Consider the following 21,137-nt stretch of genomic DNA (forward strand, 5'->3'; position numbering starts at 1 on the left):
GTCAGCTCCCGAACAGCGTGCGCAGCGTGTGCTGGAGCACGGGGTAGAAGGCGCCGGCCATGAGCACGACCCAGATGGCGACCACGGTCCAGAGCATCTGCTTCTGGTACCGCGCGCCCTTGGACCAGAAGTCCACCGCGACGACGCGCAGACCATTGAGGGCGTGGAAGAGGATGGCGGCGACGAGGCCGTACTCCATCACATTGACGACGGGCGTCTTGTACGTCGCGACGACATCGTCGTACGCCTCCGGGGAGACGCGAACGAGAGCGGTGTCGAGGACGTGCACGAACAGGAAGAAGAAAATGAGGACGCCGGTGACTCGATGAGCCACCCATGACCACATGCCTTCCCGGCCGCGGTACAGCGTTCCAGCCGGCACGGAAAACCCTCCGGGAGCGGGGATCGGGGCCTGCCGGCTTCACTGTCAGCGGGCCCGGCCGGGTACGGTCCACCGGCCCTGGCCATCGTAGCGACGCCTTGTCGGTTCTTTCTCCCGGGGTCGTCGGGTGTGGTCAATCACGCACGTACGGCCCAGTGTGAGGCCCAAAAGGGGCTGTTCGGGGGCGTCCGAGTGCCGGACAGGCACCGGTTTGATGATCTTCAGGCGCTATGTCCCGTGGTGCTGCCGGATGTCGTGGTTCCGGGTGCACGGAGTGTCGGGGGCGAGCCGGACCAGCCGGCCGCGGGCCAGCCGGGCGAGCTCGGCGGCGGTGACGGCGGCCTCCTCCCCGACGGAGCCCTCCAGCCGGGCGCGGAGCGCGGCGAGGGCGCGGTCGAGGGCCTCGGCGGGGCGGCAGCCGTCGAGGCACATCACGAAGACGTGGCCGAATCTGTGCTCGTAGGCGGCCTGGGCCCGGCGCAGTGCGGCGAGCGCGGCGGAGCCGGCGGATATGCCGGGGGCCGTACGGCGGACGAGCGCCGGATACGGGCCGCTCTCGTCCGCGAGCGCCTCGGCGAGGTCGGCGGGGGTCAGGGCGTGGGCGGCCCGGTCGGCGGCCCGGAGCAGGGCGGCCAGATCGGGGTACGGGCGCCCGGCCACCAGCTGCCGGGCCCACCGGCGGCTGCCGCAGCAGGCCAGGAGGGCGGCTTCGGCGGCGCCGGGCACCGCGGAGTTGAGGCGGTCGAGGCCGTGGCGGGCGGGGCCGTGCAGCGTGGCCTCCTCGGGAGTGCGGATGTGAAGACGTACGAATCCGCGCACAGGGGACGAGAAGCGGTGCACGGGGCCGTACGGGCGATGCGGGGCCATGCGGGACGGGACGGGCGCGGCATGCGGGTTCGTCATGCGGTTGTGACGGTCTTGTGATGCGGGGACGCGTGAGAACTCCACGGTCCGGCGTGCACACTGGGCCGCCACCGTAGCGATGGTTATCGGCCACTGTCCGACGGATGCGCGAATTTCCTTCGGACGGGCCGCTCCTGGGCGCGTGGTGGACACCCGCCACGGGCACGCGCAGATTACGGTCGCCTCATATTTGCCCCAAATAGGAGGCTTTGCTCCCATGGGTCCACCAGTCAGAATCACCCGGGCGGGCGTGGTGCGGGGCACCGTCACCGGAGTAGCGCTCGTCGCCACCATGACGATCATGGGCTGCCCCCGGGACAGCGCCACCCACCCCGCACGGGACGACTCCCGCTCCCCCCAGGCATCCCCCTCCTCCGCCGCCCCGCCGGCCGGCCAGGCGCCCGTGGCGCAGGGCACCCCGCGCACCGTGCCCGCCCTGCGCTCCGCGACGCCCGCGGCCGGGCCCGGCTGGCGGCCCGCCCCCGGCGCCCGCGTCGTCACCGACCAGGCCGGACCCCTCGCCGACGAGGCCCGCCGCCTGGCCGACGAGCTGAAGCTCGGCACCGCCGCCGGCCCCGCCCACCCCGGCGACATCGAACTGGCGCTGCGCCCGGGCCAGGCCGGCGGCCCCGAGGCGTACGAACTGGCCACGCACGACCGGAAGGTCCTGATCACCTCGCAGGGCGAGGCGGGCGTGTTCTACGGCACCCGCACCGTCCTGCAGGCCGTGCGCTCCGGCGGCGGGCTCCCCGAAGGCGTCGTGCGCGACGCGCCGGACCGCGCGCAGCGCGGGCTCAACCTCGACACCGCGCGCAAGCACTTCACCGCCGCCTGGATCGAGGACCGGCTGCGGGAGCTGGCCGACCTCAAGCTCAACCAGTTCGGCCTGCACTTCTCCGACGACCAGGGCTTCCGTATCGAGAGCGACACCCACCCCGAGATCGTCTCCCCGGAGCACCTCACCAAGGCCGAGGTCCGCCACATCCTCGCCCTCGCGGACTCCCTGCACATCACCGTCGTCCCCGAGATCGACTCGCCCGGCCACCTCGGCGCCGTCATCGACGCCCACCCCGACCTCCAGCTCCGCGACACCACGGGCACCGCCCTGCGCGGCGCCGTCGACATCGCGAACCCCGATGCCGCCGGCCTGATCGACGACCTGCTGCGCGAGTACGCGCCCCTCTTCCCCGGCCCGTACTTCCACCTCGGCGCCGACGAGTACCGGGCGCTGACGTACAAGGACCCGGAGTCCTCCTTCCCGCGCCTCGCCGAGGAGGCCCGCCGCCGCTACGGACCCCAGGCCCGCGTCCAGGACCTCGCCACCGGCTGGCTCAACGACCGGGCGGCCGTGCTGCACACCCTCGGCAGGAAGCCCAAGGCGTGGAACGACGGCTTCTTCACCGGCGGCGTCATCACCGCGGACAAGGACATCGAGGTCGAGTACTGGACCGGCAAGGAGCTCGGCGCGCGCGATCCGCAGGAATACCTGAACGAGGGACGCACGGTCGTCAACCTCAACGACGAGTACCTCTATTACGTGCTCGGCCAGCCGAACCAGTTCACGTACCCCACCGGGCAGCGGATCTACGAACAGTGGTCGCCGTCCGTGCTGCGCGGCACCACTCCCGTGGAAGGGGGCGCGACGCCCGCGCGCGTGCCCGGCGGCAGGTTGGCGGTCTGGTGCGATCGCGCCGACGCGCAGTCGCCCCAGCAGGTCGCCGACGGAATCCACCTGCCACTGGCCGCCCTCGCCCAACGCCTCTGGAACGCGGGCCCGCCGCCGATGCCCTGGAAGGACTTCACGGCACTCACTCAAAAGGTCCACTGACGACTGCGGGGCTCCGTGTGTCCTCAAACGCCGGACGGGCTGAATTTGCGGGCTAGGGTTCGCGAAATCCAGTCCGTCCGGCGTTTGAGGACGCGCCCGCAGGGCGCTCCGCCGCTGGGGGCACCTCCCAGCGGTAGCTGGGGGAGCAACGGACCGGCAGCCGGGGGTCCGGGGCACGCGCCCCGGTTTCGGGAAGGGGCGGGGCTGGGGAACAAGCCCGCCGCAGGCGCAACCGGCCCGCACCAGGCAACGGCCCGCACCCCAAGCTGCCCGGATACCCCCGCAGGACCAATAGGCCCTACCCTCCGGGAGGTACGCACGCGCACTTGAACGAGGGCCCGATGAAGATCGAATTCTTGCTGCACAACGCCTACGGCATCGGCGGCACCATCCGCTCCACCGTCAACCTCGCCGCCGCCCTCGCGGACCGGCACGAGGTGCGCATCGTCAGTGTCAACCGCCCCGTGGACGAACCCGAGCTCACCATCGACCCCCGCGTGCGCCTCACACCGCTCGTCGACCTGCGCGAGGGCACGGACACCGACGAGTACGAGGCCCCCCTCAACCAGCGGCCCAGCGAGATCTTCCGGGACGAGCGCATCGACAACGGCCGGATGGCCGCGACGGCCCTCACTGACGAGCGCGTGGCCGCGCACCTCGCCGCCACCGATGCCGACGTCGTCATCGCCACCCGCCCCAAGCTCATCGGCTACCTCGCGAAGTACGGCAGCGACCGCTTCCTGCGCCTCGGCCAGGAGCACCTCACCCACGAGGCGCACGTCCCCGAGCTGCACGCCGTGATGGACCCGGCGATCGCCGCGCTCGACGCGTTCGCCACCGTCTCCGAGGCGGACGCGGGGCACTACCGCGAGGCCCTCCCCGACGCCCGCGCGCGCATCCTCTCCATCCCCAACGCCGTCCCGGCGCCCGTCGCGGAACCCTCCGACGGCACGTCGCGGACCATCGTCTCCGCGGGCCGCCTCGTCGCGGTGAAGCGCTACGACCGCCTGGTCGCCGCCTTCGCCAAGGTCGCCGCCGAGCGCCCGGACTGGAACCTGCGGATCTACGGCCGTGGCCCCGCCAAGGCCAAGCTGCGCAAGCAGATCGAGGAGCTCGGGCTGTACGAGCGCGTCACGCTCATGGGCGCCCGCTCGCCCATCGAGACCGAGTGGTCGAAGGGCGCCGTCGCCGCCGTCGCCTCCGACGCCGAGTCCTTCGGCATGACCATCGTCGAGGCCATGCACGCCGGGCTCCCCGTCGTCGCCACCGACTGCCCGTACGGCCCCCGCGAGATCCTCACCGACGGCACCGACGGCGTACTCGTCCCGCTCGACGACGCGGACGCCGTCGACGCCTACGCCGAGGCGCTCCTGAAGATCACCGGTGACGCAGACCTCCGCCGCCGCCTCGGCACGGCGGCCCGCGAGACCGCCCACCGCTACGAGCCGTCCCGGATCGCCCAGCGCTACGAAGAGCTCTTCGAGGAACTCCGCCCCGGCTCCACCGCCGCCGCGCCCGCCCCCGAGAAGAAGGGCGGCTTCCTGCGCGGCCTCTTCGGCGGCGGCCGCCCCAAGCAGCCGGCGGCCGAGGCCCCCTCGCCCCAGGGCGACACCGCCCACCCCGAGGCCCGCTGCGCCGTCGACGCCGACGGCTCCCTGACCGTACGGCTGCGCCCGGAGCAGCTCACCGGCGCCGACACCCACGTCCTGCTCCGCCACCGCGGCACCAAGGGCAAGGAGGCCGTGCGCGTACCGCTGTCCGCCGACGGCACGGCCCGGATCGAGCGCGCCGCGCACACCATGGCCGAGGGCCGCTGGGACACGTACGTCGAGCGGGCCGGCGACAAGTCCCGGCGCCGTCTGGCCGCCGCGCTCGTCGAACAGAAGGCGCTTCTCGGCCTCCCGCTCACCGAGGGCGCCGCCGGGGTCGCGGCCTGGGTGCCGTACGAGACGAGCGACGGCTTCCTCGCCGTCCGCACGTGGCTGCGCGAGCGGCACGCCGAGGCCACCGAGGTGCGCGTCGGCGCCGACGGGATCACCGTCACCGTCTCGCTCCACGGCACGCCCCTGGGCGACGGCGCCGAACTCGTCGCCCGGCTCCGCGACGGCGACGGCGCGGCCGGGGACGTCCGGGTGCCCCTGGAGGACGGCACCGGCGTCCTCCCCTACGAGCCGATGCAGAAGCGCATCGCCGACGAACAGGACCTGTGGGACCTGTGGGCGCGCCCCGCCTCCGGCGCGTCCCTCGTACGCGTCGGCCGCATCGAGGGCGACTTCGCCGACCGCAAGGGCATCGACACGTTCCCGGCGGCGGCGCGGGGTGAGGTGCGGCTGCGGCCGTACTTCACGGTGACGAACGATCTGACGGTGACGGTGAAGGACGCGTCAGCGGCGGACGCCGCGTAGCGGTTTTTGGGTGCGCTTTCCGCTGGGTGCGGTTCGTCTGTCGGGCGCGGGTCCGTTGCCGCCTGCGGCGGGCTTGTTCCCCAGCCCCGCCCCTTCCCGAACTGGGGCTCGTGCCCCAGGCCCCCGGCCGCGGGTCTGTTGCCGCCTGCGGCGGGAGCGCCCTGCGGGCGCGTCCTCAAACGCCGGACGGGCTGAATCCGCGTACCTCGGGGGTCTGGGGGCGGAGCCCCCAGTTCGGGAAGGGGCGGGGCTGGGGAAAAGAAAAGGCGCGCGCAGCCCCATGCGCCAGACGGAGACGGCCGGGGCCGCCACCCCCCACAGGAGAGGCCCCGACCGCCATCCGGTGCGAACCCTGGTGGGGCCCGCACTACCTACAGCGCCGAAGCCCCGAAATCCGTCACACTGTCATACCGGCAAGGCGGAGGCCGTTTCTGGACGAGGCCGGGCCCCTGCCCGTAACGTGCGGGTCCGCGCCCGAGGCGGCGCGCGTCTCTCCCGTTCGGTCCCGGTGGCCGGGGAACCGGGGGGTATCCGTAAGTTCGGCCACGTCCCCAGGGGGTCTGAGAAATGTATCCGTGCGGTCGATGCCGCGCTGCCGCCGTGGGCCCGGACGGCCGCTGCGCCGCCTGCGGCTCGTATCAGCAGCAGCCGGCCCCGCCGATGGGCATGCCGCCCGCGCCGCCGTACCCGTACGCCGCCGCGATGCCCGTCGGCGCCGCCGACCTGCGCCGCGGCCTGCGGATCGCGCTGAGCGTGATGCTGTCGGTGAGCGTGGTGGCGCTGCTGCTCGTCTTCTGGGCGCGCACGGAGCAGCGTTCGGCGATCCAGACGGTCATCGACGACGGCGTCGGCGGTGGCGCGGCGAACGGCGCCGAGGACGCGGACGGCTACGTCATGGCGGCGCAGCTCTTCTACTTCCTGACGCTCGCCGTGACCTCCGCGCTGTGGGCCGTGTGGTTCCGGCGCGCGCGGCTGAACGCGGAGCTCTTCGCCCCCGGTACGCACCGCATGGGCACCGGCTGGGCGGCGGGCGCGTGGTTCACCCCCGTGGTCAACCTCTGGTTCCCCAAGCAGATCGTCAACGACATCTACCGGGCCAGCGCCCCGGCGGGCCCGCAGAGCGCGCCCAAGGGACTGCTGAACACCTGGTGGAGCCTGTGGATCGGCTCGTTCGCCCTCAACATGGTCTCGACCGTCATGGCCGCCTCGGCTGGCGCCCGGCTCCGGTCCCGGAACTATGACGGCTCCACCTGGCAGAACGACGTCGACGCCCTGAAGTCCGCGGCCAACCTCGCCGGGTTCGCGGCGCTGCTGACGGCGGCGGCGGGTGTCCTCGCGATCTTCGTCGTACGGCAGTTGGCGCGGCTCCAGGAGCAGCGTGCCCTGATGGGTCCCGCGCCGATGGGACCGCCGATGGGAGCCATGGGCCCGATGGGCCCGATGGGCGTTCCGATGCCGGGCCAGATGCCGGGTCCGATGGGCGGCCCGATGGGTGGTCCGGTGGCCGGTCCCATGGCGGGTCCCATGGCCGGTCCCATGGCGGGCGGTTGGGGCAATCCGCCGCATCCGCCGCATCCATCGCAGAATCCTTACGGCAACGGCCCGGCCGGCTACTGAGCCGAGGATTCTCCCAGTGGGGCAGGATGAGGGTGTGCAGGGGGACGACACTGAGCTGACCGCCGCGGTGCGCGCGGCGCAGAGCGGGGACGAGACGGCGTTCCGTACCGTCTACCGGGCTGTCCATCCCCGCCTGCTCGGCTATCTGCGCACCCTCGTCGGGGACGCGGAGGCCGAGGACGTCGCGTCCGAGGCGTGGCTCCAGATCGCCCGCGACCTGGAGCGGTTCACCGGGGACGCGGACCGCTTCCGCGGCTGGGCGGCCCGGATCGCTCGCAACCGCGCCCTCGACCACATACGGATGCGCGGCCGGCGCCCGGCCATCGGCGGTGACGAGAGCGAGCTCGCGGGCCGCGCGGCCGACGCGGACACCGCAGGGGAGGCCCTGGAGTCCCTCGGCACGGACCACACCTTCGCGCTCATAGCCCAGCTCCCGCAGGACCAGGCGGAGGCCGTCGTGCTGCGGGTGGTCGTCGGCCTCGACGCGAAGAGCGCGGCCGGGGTCCTCGGCAAGCGGCCGGGCGCGGTCCGCACCGCCGCCCATCGGGGCCTGCGGCGGCTGGCCGAACTGGTGACGGCCCCCGAGGCCGTCCCCGGGCAGCGGCAGGCACAACCGTCACACACCGGAGCGAACGCTTCCACCGGTGTGACGCAATTGCGTACGCGGACGCAGAAGGACATGTGATGGCGGACGACCACCGGTACGAGTGGCTGGATGACGACGCCGTGGAGCGTCTGCTCACGCCCGCGCAGTCGCCTTCGGCGGACCCCGAGGCGGCGGAGGAGCGCCGGCTGGCAGCGCTCCTGCGCTCCCTGACCCCGGCACAGCCCTGCGCCCTGCCGGGCGAGGAAGCGGCCCTGGCGGCGTTCCGGGCGGCCCGCGCGGAACGCACGCGCGACGCGCACGCCTTCGCGGAGGAGACCGCTCCGGGCACGGCGCCGGGTGGCCATGCGACGGCTGTTTCGTTGTCGGCGGACACCTCCGGCGCGGGCCGCGCTTTCACGGCGGACGGCTCTGGCATGGCGCACGGTCCCGCGGCCGCGAGCGCTTCGGAGTTCGCGCCCGGCGCGGACGCGTACGGGGTCGCGCCGTCGGCGGCGGACGCTCCCGGTACGGGCCGGGCGTTCGCGGCGGACGGCCCTGGACCGGTGCGGGGTCTCGCGGCCGCGAGTGCTTCGGAGGGCGCTCCCGGAGCGGACGCGCACGGACTCATACCCGGGGCCACGCCGTCGGTGACGGACGCCACCGGTCCGGCCCGGACAGCTGACGGTGTGTCGGTAATCGCCGGGCGCGCGGACGCCCCGGCCACCCACCCCCTCGCGGCCGAGTCCGGCCCCGCGGCGGCAGCCGCAGACGCGCGGGCCGCCCGCATCGCGGCCGATGTCGCACCCACATCCGGTCTCGCGGCGACAGCCGCAAGCGCATCCACTACGCGCGTAACTCCCCCCGGCCCCGTCGCCCGGATCGGCGTCGTCGAGAGAGCGCGGGGGCTGTTCGGGCAGCGGTGGCGGCCCGTGAAGGTCGCGGTGGCGATGGCCGTCGCCGGGTGCGCGCTCGGCGGGGTCGCGGTCGCGGCCGGTACGGGCGTGTTGTCGGCACCCTTCGGGCGTACGACGAGCGAGCCCGAGACCAGCACCAGCGTCTCCGCCCTCGACGACACCGGCATGGCGACCCCGCTGCCTCCCTCCGGCACGCCCGGTCCCTCGCCCTCGCCCGGCAAGGACGGCAACTCCCGCCCGAGCGGCAGCCCGTACACCCCCGCACCGAAGGGCGGCGGTGCCACCACCGGGCACGGCGGCAAGGAGGACGGACCCGGGGGCGGCCCCTCGGCGACCCCCCGCCGCGACGGCGGTGGCCACGGCGACGACGACGGGGACACGGCCAAGCGCGGCTCCGACTGGGCCGCCCGCATGTGCCGTGACTTCCTCGCCGCGCAGCAGCACCCCGGCCAGGGTGTCGACGAGCACGACCTCCGCGACTTGGAACACGTCGTGGGCGCGGCGGGCGCGGACGCCCTGCGCGCGTACTGCGAGCGCCATGCGTCGGACGGCGGCAGCAAGAGCGCCCCGGGCAAGGGCGGCGACGACGGCAAGGCCAAGGGCGGTGACGACGGCGACGGCGGCCACCGCGGCCGGCCCACCGGGCTGTTGCCGCCCGTCCTCGGCGGCCCCGGCCTCCAGCTCCCGAAGGTGCTTCCGGTCCCGCTCACCCCCTTGGTGTGACGTTTTCCGTGCCGCCGGCGCTGTAAGAAGTGTGCCGACTGGTCATCGGCCGCGTACGAGCCGGAGTTCCCCCCATACCGTCGGCTCGGCGCACCGGCGCGGGCGGGGCTCTTCCCCCGGCTCTGCCCGCGCCCCCCTCAGCCGTCACCTCTCAGCCGTCGCGCCGGTGCTTCCCTTCGCCACCCGGCGGAGCATCCTGTACGTACGGAAGACGTACCGAAGGACGACACCGCACGGCGTGACGAGCAGCAGCGGGAGGCGGCACCCATGGCGCGCGAGCCGGACAGCAGCAGCACGCGGTCGACCGAGTCCGGGCTGACCGTCGAACCCGTCTACGGACCCGGGGCGCTCGTCGGCTGGGATCCCGCCGAGCGGCTCGGCGCCCCCGGCGCGTACCCCTTCACCCGCGGCGTCTACCCGACGATGTACACCGGCCGCCCCTGGACCATGCGGCAGTACGCGGGCTTCGGCACCGCCGCCGAGTCCAACGCGCGCTACCGGCAGCTCATCGCGCACGGCACCATGGGCCTCTCGGTCGCCTTCGACCTGCCCACCCAGATGGGCCACGACTCGGACACGCCACTGGCGAGCGGCGAGGTCGGCAAGGTCGGCGTCGCGATCGATTCCGTCGAGGACATGCGGGTGCTCTTCGACGGCATCCCGCTCGGCGAGGTCTCCACGTCGATGACCATCAACGCGCCCGCCGCGCCGCTCCTGCTGCTGTACGAGCTGGTCGCCGAGGAGCAGGGCGTGCCGGCCGACCGCCTCACCGGCACGGTGCAGAACGACATCCTCAAGGAGTACATCGCCCGCGGCACGTACATCTTCCCGCCGCAGCCGTCGCTGCGGCTCGTCGCGGACATGTTCCGGTACTGCGGTGAGGTGATGCCGCGGTGGAACACGATCTCGATCTCCGGCTACCACATGGCCGAGGCGGGTGCCTCGCCCGCGCAGGAGATCGCGTTCACCCTGGCCGACGGCATCGAGTACGTGCGCACCGCCGTCGCCGCCGGCATGGACGTCGACGCCTTCGCGCCCCGGCTGTCGTTCTTCTTCGTCGCGCGGACCACGTTCCTGGAGGAGGTCGCGAAGTTCCGCGCGGCGCGGCGGATCTGGGCGCGGGTGATGCGCGAGGAGTTCGGCGCGCGCGACCCCAAGTCGCTGATGCTGCGCTTCCACACGCAGACGGCGGGTGTGCAGCTGACCGCGCAGCAGCCGGAGCTCAATCTCGTACGGGTCGCAGTGCAGGGCCTGGCGGCGGTGCTCGGCGGCACCCAGTCGCTGCACACCAACGCCTTCGACGAGGCCATCGCCCTGCCCACCGACAAGTCGGCCCGGCTGGCCCTGCGCACGCAGCAGGTGCTGGCCCACGAGACGGACGTGACGGCCACGGTCGACCCCTTCGCCGGGTCGTACGCGGTGGAGTCGCTGACCGACGCCGTCGAGGAGGCGGTGCTCGGCCTCATGGCCCGGGTGGCGGACCGCGGCGGGGCGGTCGCCGCCATCGAGGAGGGCTTCCAGAAGGCCGAGATCGAACGCAACGCGTACCGCATCGCCCAGGAGACCGACAGCGGCGAGCGCGTCGTCGTCGGCGTCAACCGCTACCGGCTGGACGAGGAGGAGCCCTACGAACCGCTCCGCGTCGACCCCGCGATCGAGGAGCAGCAGGTGGAGCGCCTGCGGCGGCTGCGCGCCGCCCGCGACGCGGCGGCGGTGGAGGCCGCGCTGGCCCGTCTGAAGAAGGCGGCCGGGGGAACGGACAACGTCCTGCCCCCCATGAAGACCGCGCTCAGGGAGCGGGCGACGGTGGGGGAGGTGTGCGGGGCGCTGCGCGAGGTGTGGGGCACCTATGCGCCGAGGGAGTCGTTCTGACCGGACCGGGGACCCGCGCCCGCCGGGTGAGGGAAAATGGCGGGATGTCCTCTCCGCGCCGCACGTGCCCCGTCTGCTCCCGAGAGATCGCCGTGGTCGGCGGTCGCTTCGCCCGCCACGACCCCCCGGGCCGCCGCGCGTCCTACGACCTCATCTCCTGCCCCGGCTCCCGCCGCTCGGCCCCCCTCCTCTCGACGGAACCCCGCCTCTTCGACCCGGAGGAACCGGACATGAAGGGGCAGGGGCAGCTGTTCTGAGGCCTTCGCATAGCCTCGACCGGATATCGGACGGTCGATGTGGGGGCGGCGCGAACCCACGGCCTGAGCGCGCTCACCCGTCGCCGTGGATGAGCCACAGCACGATGGCTATCGGCATGAACGCCGCTATCACGGCCTTGGTGTACACGAACGCGAAAGCGCAGCCCGTGATGCCGAGGACGATGCGCTGCACCCGCTTGTACCGCACCTTCGCGCCGCCCCACGCGCCCGCCACGAAGGCGAGCGGCAGCGCGTAGCCGAGGGCCCAGACGAGCGGGAAGCCGGAGCCCGCGAAGTCCGCGTACGCGAGCAGCAGGGCGAGGGGTGTGCAGATCGCGGGCGCCAGCCACCACAGCTCGTCCGGCTCGGGCGCGGGGCGGGGTGGGCAGGGCAGTGGGGACGGCGTCGGGTTCATGAACCCAGTCCACCGCGGCGGGTCGTCGTACCGGCAGCGCGCGCGTACTCATTCGTACGTGCGCTCGTACTCAGCGCAGTTCGGAGCGGCTGTGGCCCTTGTACGGTCGAGGTGTGCCGACGCCTGAGCGGACGGACGGGCTTCCCGGGCCGCGTTGTCCTCGCAGAAGACCACTTCCTGCTCAGGGACGGTCTGATACGGCTGCTCGGGGCGTTCGGCCACGAGATCGTCGCGGCCGTCGACAACGGCTCCGACCTGCTGACCTCCCTCACCGGACTGCGTCCGAAGCCGGGCCTGCACCCGGACGAGGGCGACAACCGGCGGGTGCTGGCGGTTCTGGCGTATCTGGAGCGGTGAGAGCGCGCCTCCCCGATCAGGGTGAACTCGGGGTATTCGCAGGGGAGTTCCCGGAGGCGTGGTGCGTGCCGCGGTGCGCACGATGAGCGCATGAGAATCCCCGATCGCGCCGCCGCGCGCCACTGTCTCGCCGTGCTCGGCGCCGCCGTGGCCTTCGCCGCCTCGGCCGTCCCCGCTTCGGCCACCGCCGACGATCACGGCCTGCGGCGCGGCCAGTTGGTCTCCGCGGAGCTCGTCGCCAGAATCCCGCAGTCCACCGCCGCCCAGCAGGTGCACGACCGCGGCTACGCCGACGACGCCGCGGTGCCGCGCTACGGAGTGGACCACTACCGGGTGCTCTACCGCACGATCGACCCGCAGGGCCGCCCCACCACCGCGAGCGGCCTGGTCAGCCTGCCGGAGAACGACCGGCGGGAGCTGCGCGTGGTGGTCTACGAGCACGGTACGTTCGCCGCGCGGGGCGACGCGCCGTCCGGCGACCCGCGCGTGCCAGCGGCTCCGTCGGTGCGGGCCGACTCGGTGCTCTTCGCGGGTGCCGGCTACGCCACAGTGGCCCCCGACTACCTGGGCCTGGGCAGCGGCCCGGGCCTCCACCCCTACGACGACCTGGCCTCCGAGACCACCGCCTCGGTCGACCTGTTGCGCGCCGCCCGCACGGTGGCCCACGGCCAAGGGCGCCGCCTCGCCCGGGGCGTCCAGGTCACCGGGTTCTCACAGGGCGGTCCCGCCGCGATGGCCCTGGGCCGGGCCCTGCAGCGCGGCGCCGCCCCGCACTTCGGCCTGGCGTCGCTCGCCCCGGTCAGCGGCCCCTACGACGCCCAGCACGCCGAGGCACCGGCGGGCCTGGAGCGCGGCACGCTGCGGGGCAAGGACACCAACTACCTCTTCGCCTATTGGCTCATCGCCATGAACCGCAAATACCACCTGTACGACGACCCGTCCGAGGTGTTCCGGGCGCCGTACGCGGCCTCCGTCGAATCCCTCTACGACGGCACGCACGGCGACGCCGAGATCTTCACCGCCCTCCCCGACACCCCGCGGCAACTCCTCACCCCGAAGGTCATCGCCTGGGCCCTGCACCCCACGGGCAACCTGCTGCGCGCCTACGAGGAGAACGACACCAGCTGCACCGACTGGCGCCCCCGCGTCCCCGTCCACCTCTTCGCGGCCCACGGCGACAAGGACGTGGCCTACGAGAACTCCCTGCTCTGCGAACGAGCACTGACCGCCGCCGGTGCCAGGGTGACACTCACGGACGTCGGCGACGTGGAGTATTCGCCCTCGCGTCGGGCGGCACTTCCCAGGGTGCTCGCGTGGTTCGAGGAGCGCTTTCCGGCGGACGGCAGGTAGGGGGCGCCGCGCGCCGGACCTTGTACGGTCGAGGTGTCCGGCGTGATGGGCGCCGAGCGACCAGGAGACAACGTGGCCGATGTCGTAGATCCACAAACCTACGCGCGCATGCGGAAGATCGCCGACGAGCTCTGGCCGATCGTCGAACGCTTGCCAGGCGCATGGGCAGTTGAGATCGGGGCGGCGGGTGTCGTCGTCATGATGAGCCCGGTCAAGCGCCACGAGGCCATCGCCACCCGCATCGTGCGGCAGATCAATGCCCAGCTCGTGACCACGCACCCCGGTCAGGACGTCGTCGCCCAGTCCGGTGCCGAGGTGGAGCACCCGGTGGTTGGGCGGATGCGCCGCCCGGACGCCGTGGTCGTCCCGCTCGCTGTTCTGGACGAGCCGGGAGCGACGGTTGATCCCGCCGACCTTCTCGCCGTGGTCGAGGTGGTGTCCGAGCCCAACCCGGACAACGACTACGTCGAGAAGGCCGCCGACTACCCGGCCATGGGCATCCCGTTGTACCTGCTGGTCGACCCTCGCAAGGGCCTCGTCCACACCTACGCCGACCCCGCCCCCGGCTCCAACGGGCCGCACTACGCGACGGTGTTGCCCTACGTCTTCGGCGACCAGGTGCCTTTCGGCCCGTGGAACATCGATACGACCGACTTCAAGCGCTACGCCGACGCCTGAGCGGACGGGCTTCCAGGGCCGCGCTCGTACTCAGCGCAGTTTGGAGCGGCCGCCCTGCGGCCGGGTGGCCGCGCGGGCGCGGCGGCGTGCGTGTGCGGGGGCGGCCGTGGGTTCCTTGGCCATCCATGCCTTCGCCCGGGACCAGGCGGCCTTGGCGTAGAGGCCCTGGAGCTGTCGGGGCAGCCGTGCGACGACCTGTCGGCAGGGGGCTTCGCCGCAGTGGAGAGGGGATGCGGTCAGGCCCAGGTGCGGGTAGGTCATGGTCTTGGGCGGCATGTAGACGCACCCGCAGACCACGCAGGTGAACACAGGACGCATCGGCTCGGTCTGCTCGGATGGCACGAGAACCTCTTCCCTGTACGGCTAGCCCGACGTGCTGCCCGTGCCGCCGCAGAGAGTGCAGGACGAATAGCTGGTGTGGGTAACGGGATTCTGGTGCCCGTGGGCATCGGTCTCGACGGTGTACTCGACCTTGGTGGTGATGCCCTCGCCGTTGCAGGCCGTGCACGTCTGCTCCTGCGGTGCGGGCATCGGCGGCTCCCCTCGACACCCCGAGGATAGCGAGCGGCCACCTCCTGCCGCAGCCCGCTGTATCTCCCTGAAGCTGGGCGTGCACCCGAACGAGGGCGGCAACCGGCGGGTGCCGGCGGTTCTGGCGTATCTGGAACGGTGAGAGCGGGCGGCGCGCCGCGCCTTGTACGGTCGAGGTGTCCGGCGTGGTGGGAGCTGAGCGACCGGGGAGGCGCCGTGGCCGATGTCGTAGATCCACAAACCTACGCGCGCATGCGGAAGATCGCCGACGAGCTCTGGCCGATCATCGAACGCATGCCAGGCGCATGGGCAGTTGAGATCGGGGCGGCGGGTGTCGTCGTCATGATGAGCCCGGTCAAGCGCCACGAGGCCATCGCCACCCGCATCGTGCGGCAGATCAATGCCCAGCTCGTGACCACGCACCCCGGTCAGGACGTCGTCGCCCAGTCCGGTGCCGAGGTGGAGCCCCCGGCGGTCGGGCGGATGCGTCGTCCCGTGCCGCCGCCCGTCACCGATGGCGGCGGAAATCCCCGTACAGCACAACCGCGTTGACCACCGAGAAGACCACCGCCAGCAAGCCGATCCAGAACCAGAACGAGGTCATGCACAGGCCGCGTAGGGCGTCGGTGCTCGCCACGGTGATGGTCAGTGCGAATGCCACGGCCGCGTACGTCTTTCGACGCCGCGCCTGTCGCGCGCGGTGTGGGCCGGCCAGTTGGGCCGCGTACTGTCGCGGGTCGCCGAATAGCGCCTCCGCTGGTCTGTCGGCCTCGGTCACCGTCTCGTGGATCTCGGACAGCGCCTGCTGTGCCAGCCCCTTGGGCGGGTCGTACGTCGTGACCAGGTGGAGTTTGAAGGCGGCTGCCCACCTTTCGTCCTCCCTGCGTGCCCACTCCACTGTTTCCTCCTCCGCCGGGTAGATCAAGGGAACCGCATCGGCCGGACGCACGGCAAACGCCGCACTCCGAGCCGCTCGCGCGGCCTGGAGCACGGCGTGGCGGCCGGGCCGTCAGCAGGAGTAGTACTGCGTGACCTGGGCCGTGGCCGCGTACACGCTGGGTTCGAACGTGCCCTGTGCGTTCATGTCGTACCACTTGCTCGGCCACATCGTCGGGCTGTCGTAGGTCGTGGTCCTGTAGAGCTCCTGGCCGCTCGTGTTCTTCAGGCCGAAGCGCGCGTGCCAGATGTCGCCGCTCAGCGTGAAAGTCGTCTGCGTCTTTGCGGTGAAGGTGAGTTTGCCGTCGGAGTAGAGCCGCAGCTCTCCGCCGGTCTGGTGGCAGTCGCCCGCGCTCAGGTCGCCCCAGGTCCACCATTTGTAGTCCGTGGCGATGCCCTGCCTGACCGTGCCCGAGGCTGCGGGGTCCGTGTCGGCCGGAACTGCCGCCGCCGGGGCGGCGAATGCCGTGACGAGGACGGCCGCGGCCAGCAGAGTCCTGATGGCCCGCCGGGGGGATTTCATGGGGGTTCTCCGTTCGGGAGGAGGGCAGCCCCTTCAATTGCCGTGCGCTCTTATCCGGAGCCGAATCCCACGGAGTGGGCCGGCTCGGGCGGCGGGCCCGTCTCGTCCCAGGTGCCCCCGACTCCCACGATCGCCAGAAGCCGGCGGCACGAGCCGTCGGAGTAGACGAAAGCCGTGGCGTCCGTGTCGTTTTCGGCGTGGGCCGCGCCGCCGGGGATGGGGAGGCACACGTCGTTCGGCGGGTTGTCGAGCTCGTCGGGGGCTCCCGTGTCGGCCCTGATGTACGAGAACGGTCCGTCGGCGGCCTGGGCGTTGGCGGTCAGTCCCGTCACCAGCGCGGCGGCCGCGCCAATGGTGAGGCCGATCCTGCCGATTTTTCGGAGTGCGCGCATGAGGACGCTCTCCCTTCCCTCTTGGCAGGGGATGGAATGGGAGCGTCCCAACTTTTTGGGGAGTTTAGGAAGAGTGTTGACGTGCGGCCACTCGAATGGGTGAGCAGAGTTCGCAGTTCATAAGAGCGTGAATAAATAGGCGGTACGCGAGTGAAGTGAAGTGCAGTGCGGGGCCGTTGGGGTTCTTGGAGTCGCGTATGGATATGAGGTCGGGGGAGAGGGATATCTCCACGCAGTTCTCGACCACGGAGCTGTAGCTGCTCTTTATGAATCGGCTCATGTCGTTTCCTTGGCGATCCGCGTGATGAAGTCCCGTGATGCGGCGGGGGCCAGTGCCTGGTCCAGCAGGTACTCGAATGCATGGGTGTATCGAGCGACCCGGGCGTCCTCGTCCAGGTAGAGCGAGTGCGTCAGCGGCTCCACGGCAACCACGGGCTCACCTGCGGCCAGGTGGAAGATCGTGAAGCTGCCGTCCATCCCAGTGTGCGCGCCTGTCGTGAACGGGAGAACCCGCAGTTCGATGTTCGGCAGTTTCGACATGAGGAGCAGGTGCTCAAGCTGCCCTTGCAGGGTGTCGGGCCCGCCGACCGCGCGCCTCAAGCATGCCTCGTCGAGGACGCACCGGAGCGCGAGCGGGGTTCTGGAGGCTTCGTCGCCGGGTGTGAGCGCCAGGACGTCTTGGCGCTTCATGCGCAGCTCCACGAAGTCGCGCACGTCACGTGCCGTGCTCCATACGCTGCCTCCTTGGATGATCGCGTTGGCATACGCCGCGGTCTGTAACAGACCGGGGATGGCGAGCGCCGCGTAGGTATCCGTGTGGGTGGCGATTTCCTCCAACTCCAGGAAGTCGGCGAACTGCGGGCGGATCACATCTTTGAACTGCGTGAAGATCCTCCGCTGGCGGGCACTGTCGGAGAGCCTCGCGATCTCCATCGTCTCCGCGATGCGCACCGCGTCCTTCACCCCGTACACGGTGAAGAACTTCTCCAGATCGGGGCGCTGTTTACCATTCTCGATCTTGCTCAAGGCGGGCGGGCCGGCCAGGCCCAACAGTTTGGCGGCTTCCGCGAGATTGAGCCCCGTCCGCACTCGCATCGTTTTCAGGATCGCTCCGAGCCTCCGGCGCAGCATGGTCGGTTTGGCGTCAGACATGTGATCACCCCCTTCTGCGAGCGACTCTACCGACATCAACTGGCTTGGCATATGCCAATGTTCACCCTATCGAGTTGGTTTGCCCGGCGTAAGTTGCTCGCGCGATTCGCGCCCGCCTCAGAATGAGGTCGCTGTCGAGTGCGGCAGCGTGGAGCGAACCCGGGAGGCCCACGGCAATGACGTACAGAAACGGCGCGTTCGTAGTCGACACGCGCGAGGGATGGATCGGGCAAGTGATCGACAGCGCGGGCAGCCGCGTACACGTACGAGCCCCCGGCGGCGGCGCCGAATGGGAAGTGCCGTTCTCCGTCCTGCGGTTGGCGACGCGCGAGGAGCGGGACGAGGTCGGGCTCTGGCCGAGAGGCACGCGGTCGCGGAAGGGGTGCCCGGAATGCCCGGCGCTGGAGCTCGCGTGGCGGGACGCCGCCGAAGGGGGCGACAAGCTGAAGGAGGCGACCGCGCTCGTCGCGCTGCGGCGCCACGGCCGGGTGGTGCACATGCTGCCGGGAGGCAGGGCGTGAGTACGGCGGTGGCGACGTGCGCGCACCGCGCGGGGTGGGTGCGGGGCAAGGGTGAGGCGCGGTGCGGGAGTTGTGGGGTGGTGCGCTTCACGGAGTACGGCGCGCTGCGCCCGCCGGGCCTGGCCGAGGCGGTGAAACCGCCCCACGGCGGGAGCGCGGACCGTGCGGCCGCGCTGTGGGTGATGAGGCGGACGCGGCGCCGTACGGAGTGGTGGGGACGGGCCGTCAACTGACAGTAATCCTCACCCATTTGGGTGGATGAAGTGTTGATCAGGAGTAATTAGGGGGCGATATCGGGAAGTTACCCGGCTGTTGGGGCTGATCACGTTGGGAGGGGAATGTCGTGGAGCAGCAGGAAGAGGTCTACGAGCCGCCCGAGTTGATGGAGGTCGGTGACTTCGCCGAGCTGACGCTGGGCACGGGCAACGGCACGTATTTCGAAGGCGGCTACGCCCCGTGGTACGTCCGACCGAGCTGACGGGACGTTGACCAGTGAGGCGTGGTTCGCGGTCCTTCCCGACGGCGAATCCGGGGGCACCGCGGCGCGGGCGCTGCGTCGCGGTACCACTGAGGTGATCGACCACCACTCCGGCCGTCCATGGCTGGTGGGCAGCTGGCCGGCCGGGCAGGTGGTGGTCGCCGCGGTGGGTGGTGCGCGGCTGGCGGTGATCGGGCGGTGTCCCGTCACCACCGATGCGCTGGCGTCGAGGCTGAGACGGGTGCGGGATGTCGCCGACGTCGAGGGGGCGCTCGCGGGGCTGGAGGGCAGCTTCCACGCGGTCGCGTCGGTGGGCGGCCGGGTCAGGGTGCGCGGGAGTGCCTCGGCCGTGCGGCGCGTCTTCCGGGCGCGGGTGGACGGGGTGACGGTGGCGGCGAGCCGTGCCGATGTGCTGGCGCGGGCCGTCGGCGCGGGGGTCGACGAGCGCCGGGTGGCTCTCCACCTGCTGTCCTCCCCGCCGCCGTATCCGCTCGACGCGGGTCCAGGCCTGTGGCGGGGCGTCGAGGCGCTGCCCGCGGGGAGCTTCCTGCTGCTCGAAGCTGACGGGCGCGCCGAGGTGCACCGGTGGTGGAATCCCCCCGAACCCCAACTGTCCCTGGCGGAGGGTGCCGTCGAGGTGGGCCGGGCGCTCACCGCCGCCGTGGATTCCTGCACCGCCGACGCCAAGACCGTGAGCTCGGACCTCTCCGGCGGGATGGACTCCACCAGCCTGTGCTTCCTCGCCGCCCGTGGCCAGGCCCGCCTGGTCACCTTCCGCTGGGAGAGCGTCGACGCGGCGAACGACGACGCGGCCTGGGCCGGGCTGGCGGCCGCCCGGCTGCCGGGCAGCGCCGAGCACGTGGTTCCCGAACGGTCGCGCGCGCCCCTGTGGTTCAGCGGACTGGCCGACCTGGAGGCGGCGGCCGACGAACCGGGCAGCTGGGTGCGCGACGGCGCCCGGCTCGCCACGCTCGTAGGGCTGATGACCGAGCACGGCTCGCAGCTGCACCTGTCGGGCGGCGGTGGTGACGAGCTCTTCTGTGCTTTCCCTTCGTATGTGCACGACAGCCTCCGCAGTCACCCGCTGCCCACGCTCGGCCTGGTGCGCAGACAGCGACTGCTTCAGAGGTGGTCGCTGTGGCCCCTGCTCCGGGGGCTGGCGGACCGCAGCACGTTCAGTCAGTGGCTGGCCGCCTGGGCCGACGGCCTCACCGGGACGCGTAGGCCGTCCCCCGCCCGTACCTCCACCGCCTGGGGAGCGGACCTGCGGATGCCGCCCTGGGCCTCTCCGGACGCGGTCCGTTCCGTGCAGAGTCTGCTGCGCGCGGCGGCCGCCGACCTTCCGGAGCCGCTCGCGGCCCAGCGCGGCCAGCACGCCGCCCTGTCCTGTGTGCAGATGTGCGGCCGTGGCTTCCGGCAGGTCGATCAGGTGACTTCCGCCCAGGGGCTGCCGTACGCCGCCCCGTATCTCGACGACCGGGTGATCGAGGCGGCCCTCTCCGTACGCGTCGCCGAGCGCAGTGCGCGTGACCGCTATAAACCGGTGCTCGCGACGGCGATGAGCGGGATCGTTCCGGACACCGTGCTGGCGCGCTCCACCAAGGGGGAGTACAGCGCCGACTTCCACCTCGGCCTGCGGCGGAACAAGGCCGCGCTCGCGGAGATCGTCGCCGAGTCCCGTCTCGCCCGCGCGGGGCTCCTGGACGCGGCGGCCCTCCGCGCGAGCCTGCGGCGCCCCGAGCTGTCGCCCGACCTGATGCGCTCGCTCGACAACACCCTGGCCTGCGAGATGTGGCTGCGCTCGGCGCTCGGCGCGGGCGGCCCGGGTCCGGAGGCGGTGGTCGGATGAGCATCCACCAAGTTCCGTACTCCCGTGGCTTCTTCGCCCGCGCCGGGCGGCCCGCCGCGTTCATGGCCGCGGCCACCGCCCGGCTGCTCGTCCTCCTGCCGCCCCGGCGGATCCGCCGGATCCTGTCGTTCCTCCGCCGGGGCGCCGCCCCCGCCACGATGGCGCAGGCCCTCGCGGCCCGGCAGGCGGTCGTCGCGACCAGCGCGCGCTGCGCGGGCGAGGGCTGCCTGCAGCGTTCCGTGGCGACCGCACTGCTGTGCCGCCTGCGCGGCGTCTGGCCGGACTGGTGCACGGGCGTGCGGACGGCGCCGTTCCGGGCCCATGCCTGGGTCGAAGCGGAAGGCGAGCCGGTCGGCGAGCCGTTCCCGGCCGGTTACTACCGACCGCTGATGAGGGTGGCGGCCGGGCGCTGAGCGCGAGTGTTTCAGCCGATTGTGGAACCGCCGTCGCCGATCCGGCGCAGGTCGG

General features: G+C 72.2%; 25 protein-coding genes and 1 pseudogene. 16 read left to right on the top strand and 10 right to left on the bottom strand.

Annotation, left to right across the window (positions count from 1 at the left end):
• Position 1: 1 nt before the first annotated feature.
• Together sdhC and DXZ73_RS26245 are read right to left on the bottom strand one after the other, a co-directional pair.
• Positions 2-382 (bottom strand): succinate dehydrogenase, cytochrome b556 subunit, encoded by a 381-nt coding sequence (gene sdhC / locus DXZ73_RS26240; protein WP_116213508.1) that lies wholly within the window; start codon positions 380-382, stop codon positions 2-4.
• A gap of 228 nt (positions 383-610) precedes the next feature.
• Positions 611-1,285 carry a 2-oxo-4-hydroxy-4-carboxy-5-ureidoimidazoline decarboxylase gene (locus DXZ73_RS26245; protein ID WP_240351496.1) on the bottom strand — a complete coding sequence of 225 codons (675 nt, stop codon included), beginning with the start codon at positions 1,283-1,285 and terminating at the stop codon, positions 611-613.
• Between the two features lie 217 nt (positions 1,286-1,502).
• On the opposite strand from DXZ73_RS26245, the gene DXZ73_RS26250 reads away from it, so the two are divergent.
• The 7 genes from DXZ73_RS26250 to DXZ73_RS26280 all read left to right on the top strand — a co-directional run bounded on the left by DXZ73_RS26250 (position 1,503) and on the right by DXZ73_RS26280 (position 11,487).
• Positions 1,503-3,113 carry a beta-N-acetylhexosaminidase gene (locus tag DXZ73_RS26250; protein ID WP_116213510.1) on the top strand — a complete coding sequence of 537 codons (1,611 nt, stop codon included), beginning with the start codon at positions 1,503-1,505 and terminating at the stop codon, positions 3,111-3,113.
• A 341-nt stretch (positions 3,114-3,454) separates the two neighbouring features.
• Positions 3,455-5,518, top strand: a complete 2,064-nt coding sequence (locus DXZ73_RS26255; RefSeq protein WP_116213511.1) for a glycosyltransferase — start codon at positions 3,455-3,457, stop codon at positions 5,516-5,518.
• A gap of 600 nt (positions 5,519-6,118) precedes the next feature.
• Positions 6,119-7,135, top strand: a complete 1,017-nt coding sequence (locus tag DXZ73_RS26260; RefSeq protein WP_162890336.1) for a DUF4328 domain-containing protein — start codon at positions 6,119-6,121, stop codon at positions 7,133-7,135.
• Positions 7,136-7,169: 34 nt separating this feature from the next.
• Positions 7,170-7,820, top strand: a complete 651-nt coding sequence (locus DXZ73_RS26265) for an RNA polymerase sigma factor (RefSeq protein ID WP_116215863.1) — start codon at positions 7,170-7,172, stop codon at positions 7,818-7,820.
• Positions 7,820-9,358 (top strand): hypothetical protein, encoded by a 1,539-nt coding sequence (locus tag DXZ73_RS26270; RefSeq protein ID WP_116213513.1) that lies wholly within the window; start codon positions 7,820-7,822, stop codon positions 9,356-9,358. Before DXZ73_RS26265 ends, DXZ73_RS26270 begins: the two co-directional genes overlap by 1 nt.
• A 267-nt stretch (positions 9,359-9,625) precedes the next feature.
• Complete coding sequence (locus tag DXZ73_RS26275; RefSeq protein WP_116213514.1) at positions 9,626-11,230, top strand: acyl-CoA mutase large subunit family protein; 1,605 nt, start codon at positions 9,626-9,628, stop codon at positions 11,228-11,230.
• Between the two features lie 44 nt (positions 11,231-11,274).
• Positions 11,275-11,487, top strand: coding sequence for a hypothetical protein (locus DXZ73_RS26280; RefSeq protein WP_116213515.1), 213 nt, complete (start codon positions 11,275-11,277; stop codon positions 11,485-11,487).
• 73 nt (positions 11,488-11,560) lie between these two features.
• Here the strand turns inward: DXZ73_RS26280 and DXZ73_RS26285 are convergent, their stop codons facing one another.
• A complete protein-coding gene (locus DXZ73_RS26285) occupies positions 11,561-11,902 on the bottom strand; it encodes a hypothetical protein (RefSeq protein WP_116213516.1) in 342 nt (113 codons plus the stop codon).
• A 123-nt stretch (positions 11,903-12,025) separates the two neighbouring features.
• Between DXZ73_RS26285 and DXZ73_RS38840 the strand changes: the two are divergent.
• The 3 genes and pseudogenes from DXZ73_RS38840 to DXZ73_RS26300 form a co-directional block, all read left to right on the top strand.
• Positions 12,026-12,214: pseudogene (locus DXZ73_RS38840) on the top strand (hypothetical protein); the annotation flags it as partial.
• Positions 12,215-12,349: 135 nt separating this feature from the next.
• Positions 12,350-13,609, top strand: coding sequence for an alpha/beta hydrolase (locus DXZ73_RS40130; protein ID WP_116213517.1), 1,260 nt, complete (start codon positions 12,350-12,352; stop codon positions 13,607-13,609).
• A 72-nt stretch (positions 13,610-13,681) separates the two neighbouring features.
• A complete protein-coding gene (locus DXZ73_RS26300; protein ID WP_240351497.1) occupies positions 13,682-14,287 on the top strand; it encodes a Uma2 family endonuclease in 606 nt (201 codons plus the stop codon).
• A gap of 30 nt (positions 14,288-14,317) precedes the next feature.
• Here the strand turns inward: DXZ73_RS26300 and DXZ73_RS26305 are convergent, their stop codons facing one another.
• Both DXZ73_RS26305 and DXZ73_RS38365 read right to left on the bottom strand, forming a co-directional pair.
• The gene (locus tag DXZ73_RS26305; RefSeq protein WP_116213519.1) at positions 14,318-14,629 is read right to left on the bottom strand and encodes a hypothetical protein; all 312 of its coding nucleotides are present in this window, start codon (positions 14,627-14,629) and stop codon (positions 14,318-14,320) included.
• 21 nt (positions 14,630-14,650) lie between these two features.
• Positions 14,651-14,818, bottom strand: coding sequence for a hypothetical protein (locus DXZ73_RS38365; protein ID WP_162890337.1), 168 nt, complete (start codon positions 14,816-14,818; stop codon positions 14,651-14,653).
• Between the two features lie 216 nt (positions 14,819-15,034).
• On the opposite strand from DXZ73_RS38365, the gene DXZ73_RS38370 reads away from it, so the two are divergent.
• Entirely contained in the window at positions 15,035-15,370 is a 336-nt protein-coding gene (locus DXZ73_RS38370) for a hypothetical protein (RefSeq protein ID WP_162890338.1), read from the top strand.
• On the opposite strand, the gene DXZ73_RS26310 is transcribed toward DXZ73_RS38370, so the two are convergent.
• The 5 genes from DXZ73_RS26310 to DXZ73_RS26330 form a co-directional block, all read right to left on the bottom strand.
• Complete coding sequence (locus tag DXZ73_RS26310; RefSeq protein ID WP_116213520.1) at positions 15,327-15,716, bottom strand: hypothetical protein; 390 nt, start codon at positions 15,714-15,716, stop codon at positions 15,327-15,329. The genes DXZ73_RS38370 and DXZ73_RS26310 overlap by 44 nt on opposite strands.
• A 111-nt stretch (positions 15,717-15,827) precedes the next feature.
• On the bottom strand, positions 15,828-16,277 hold the full coding sequence (locus DXZ73_RS26315; RefSeq protein ID WP_116213521.1) for a DUF6294 family protein: 450 nt from the start codon (positions 16,275-16,277) through the stop codon (positions 15,828-15,830).
• Between the two features lie 50 nt (positions 16,278-16,327).
• Positions 16,328-16,669 (bottom strand): hypothetical protein, encoded by a 342-nt coding sequence (locus tag DXZ73_RS26320; protein WP_116213522.1) that lies wholly within the window; start codon positions 16,667-16,669, stop codon positions 16,328-16,330.
• Positions 16,670-16,733: 64 nt separating this feature from the next.
• Entirely contained in the window at positions 16,734-16,949 is a 216-nt protein-coding gene (locus tag DXZ73_RS26325; protein WP_116213523.1) for a DUF397 domain-containing protein, read from the bottom strand.
• Positions 16,946-17,821, bottom strand: a complete 876-nt coding sequence (locus DXZ73_RS26330; protein ID WP_162890339.1) for a helix-turn-helix domain-containing protein — start codon at positions 17,819-17,821, stop codon at positions 16,946-16,948. Before DXZ73_RS26330 ends, DXZ73_RS26325 begins: the two co-directional genes overlap by 4 nt.
• Before the next feature lie 176 nt (positions 17,822-17,997).
• Here DXZ73_RS26330 and DXZ73_RS26335 point away from each other — a divergent pair, with 176 nt between their 5' ends.
• The 5 genes from DXZ73_RS26335 to DXZ73_RS26350 all read left to right on the top strand — a co-directional run bounded on the left by DXZ73_RS26335 (position 17,998) and on the right by DXZ73_RS26350 (position 21,082).
• On the top strand, positions 17,998-18,342 hold the full coding sequence (locus tag DXZ73_RS26335; protein ID WP_116213525.1) for a hypothetical protein: 345 nt from the start codon (positions 17,998-18,000) through the stop codon (positions 18,340-18,342).
• Positions 18,339-18,575: a DUF6255 family natural product biosynthesis protein gene (locus DXZ73_RS38375; protein WP_162890340.1), complete on the top strand. Its 237-nt coding sequence runs from the start codon at positions 18,339-18,341 to the stop codon at positions 18,573-18,575. Before DXZ73_RS26335 ends, DXZ73_RS38375 begins: the two co-directional genes overlap by 4 nt.
• A gap of 110 nt (positions 18,576-18,685) precedes the next feature.
• Entirely contained in the window at positions 18,686-18,820 is a 135-nt protein-coding gene (locus DXZ73_RS26340) for a lasso RiPP family leader peptide-containing protein (RefSeq protein WP_116213526.1), read from the top strand.
• A gap of 7 nt (positions 18,821-18,827) precedes the next feature.
• Positions 18,828-20,669: an asparagine synthase-related protein gene (locus DXZ73_RS26345; protein WP_116213527.1), complete on the top strand. Its 1,842-nt coding sequence runs from the start codon at positions 18,828-18,830 to the stop codon at positions 20,667-20,669.
• The gene (locus tag DXZ73_RS26350) at positions 20,666-21,082 is read left to right on the top strand and encodes a lasso peptide biosynthesis B2 protein (RefSeq protein ID WP_116213528.1); all 417 of its coding nucleotides are present in this window, start codon (positions 20,666-20,668) and stop codon (positions 21,080-21,082) included. Before DXZ73_RS26345 ends, DXZ73_RS26350 begins: the two co-directional genes overlap by 4 nt.
• The last annotated feature ends 55 nt before the right edge of the window (positions 21,083-21,137 follow it).

Origin of the sequence: Streptoverticillium olivoreticuli subsp. olivoreticuli, assembly GCF_003391135.1 — a bacterium.
Taxonomy (GTDB): domain Bacteria; phylum Actinomycetota; class Actinomycetes; order Streptomycetales; family Streptomycetaceae; genus Streptomyces; species Streptomyces blastmyceticus.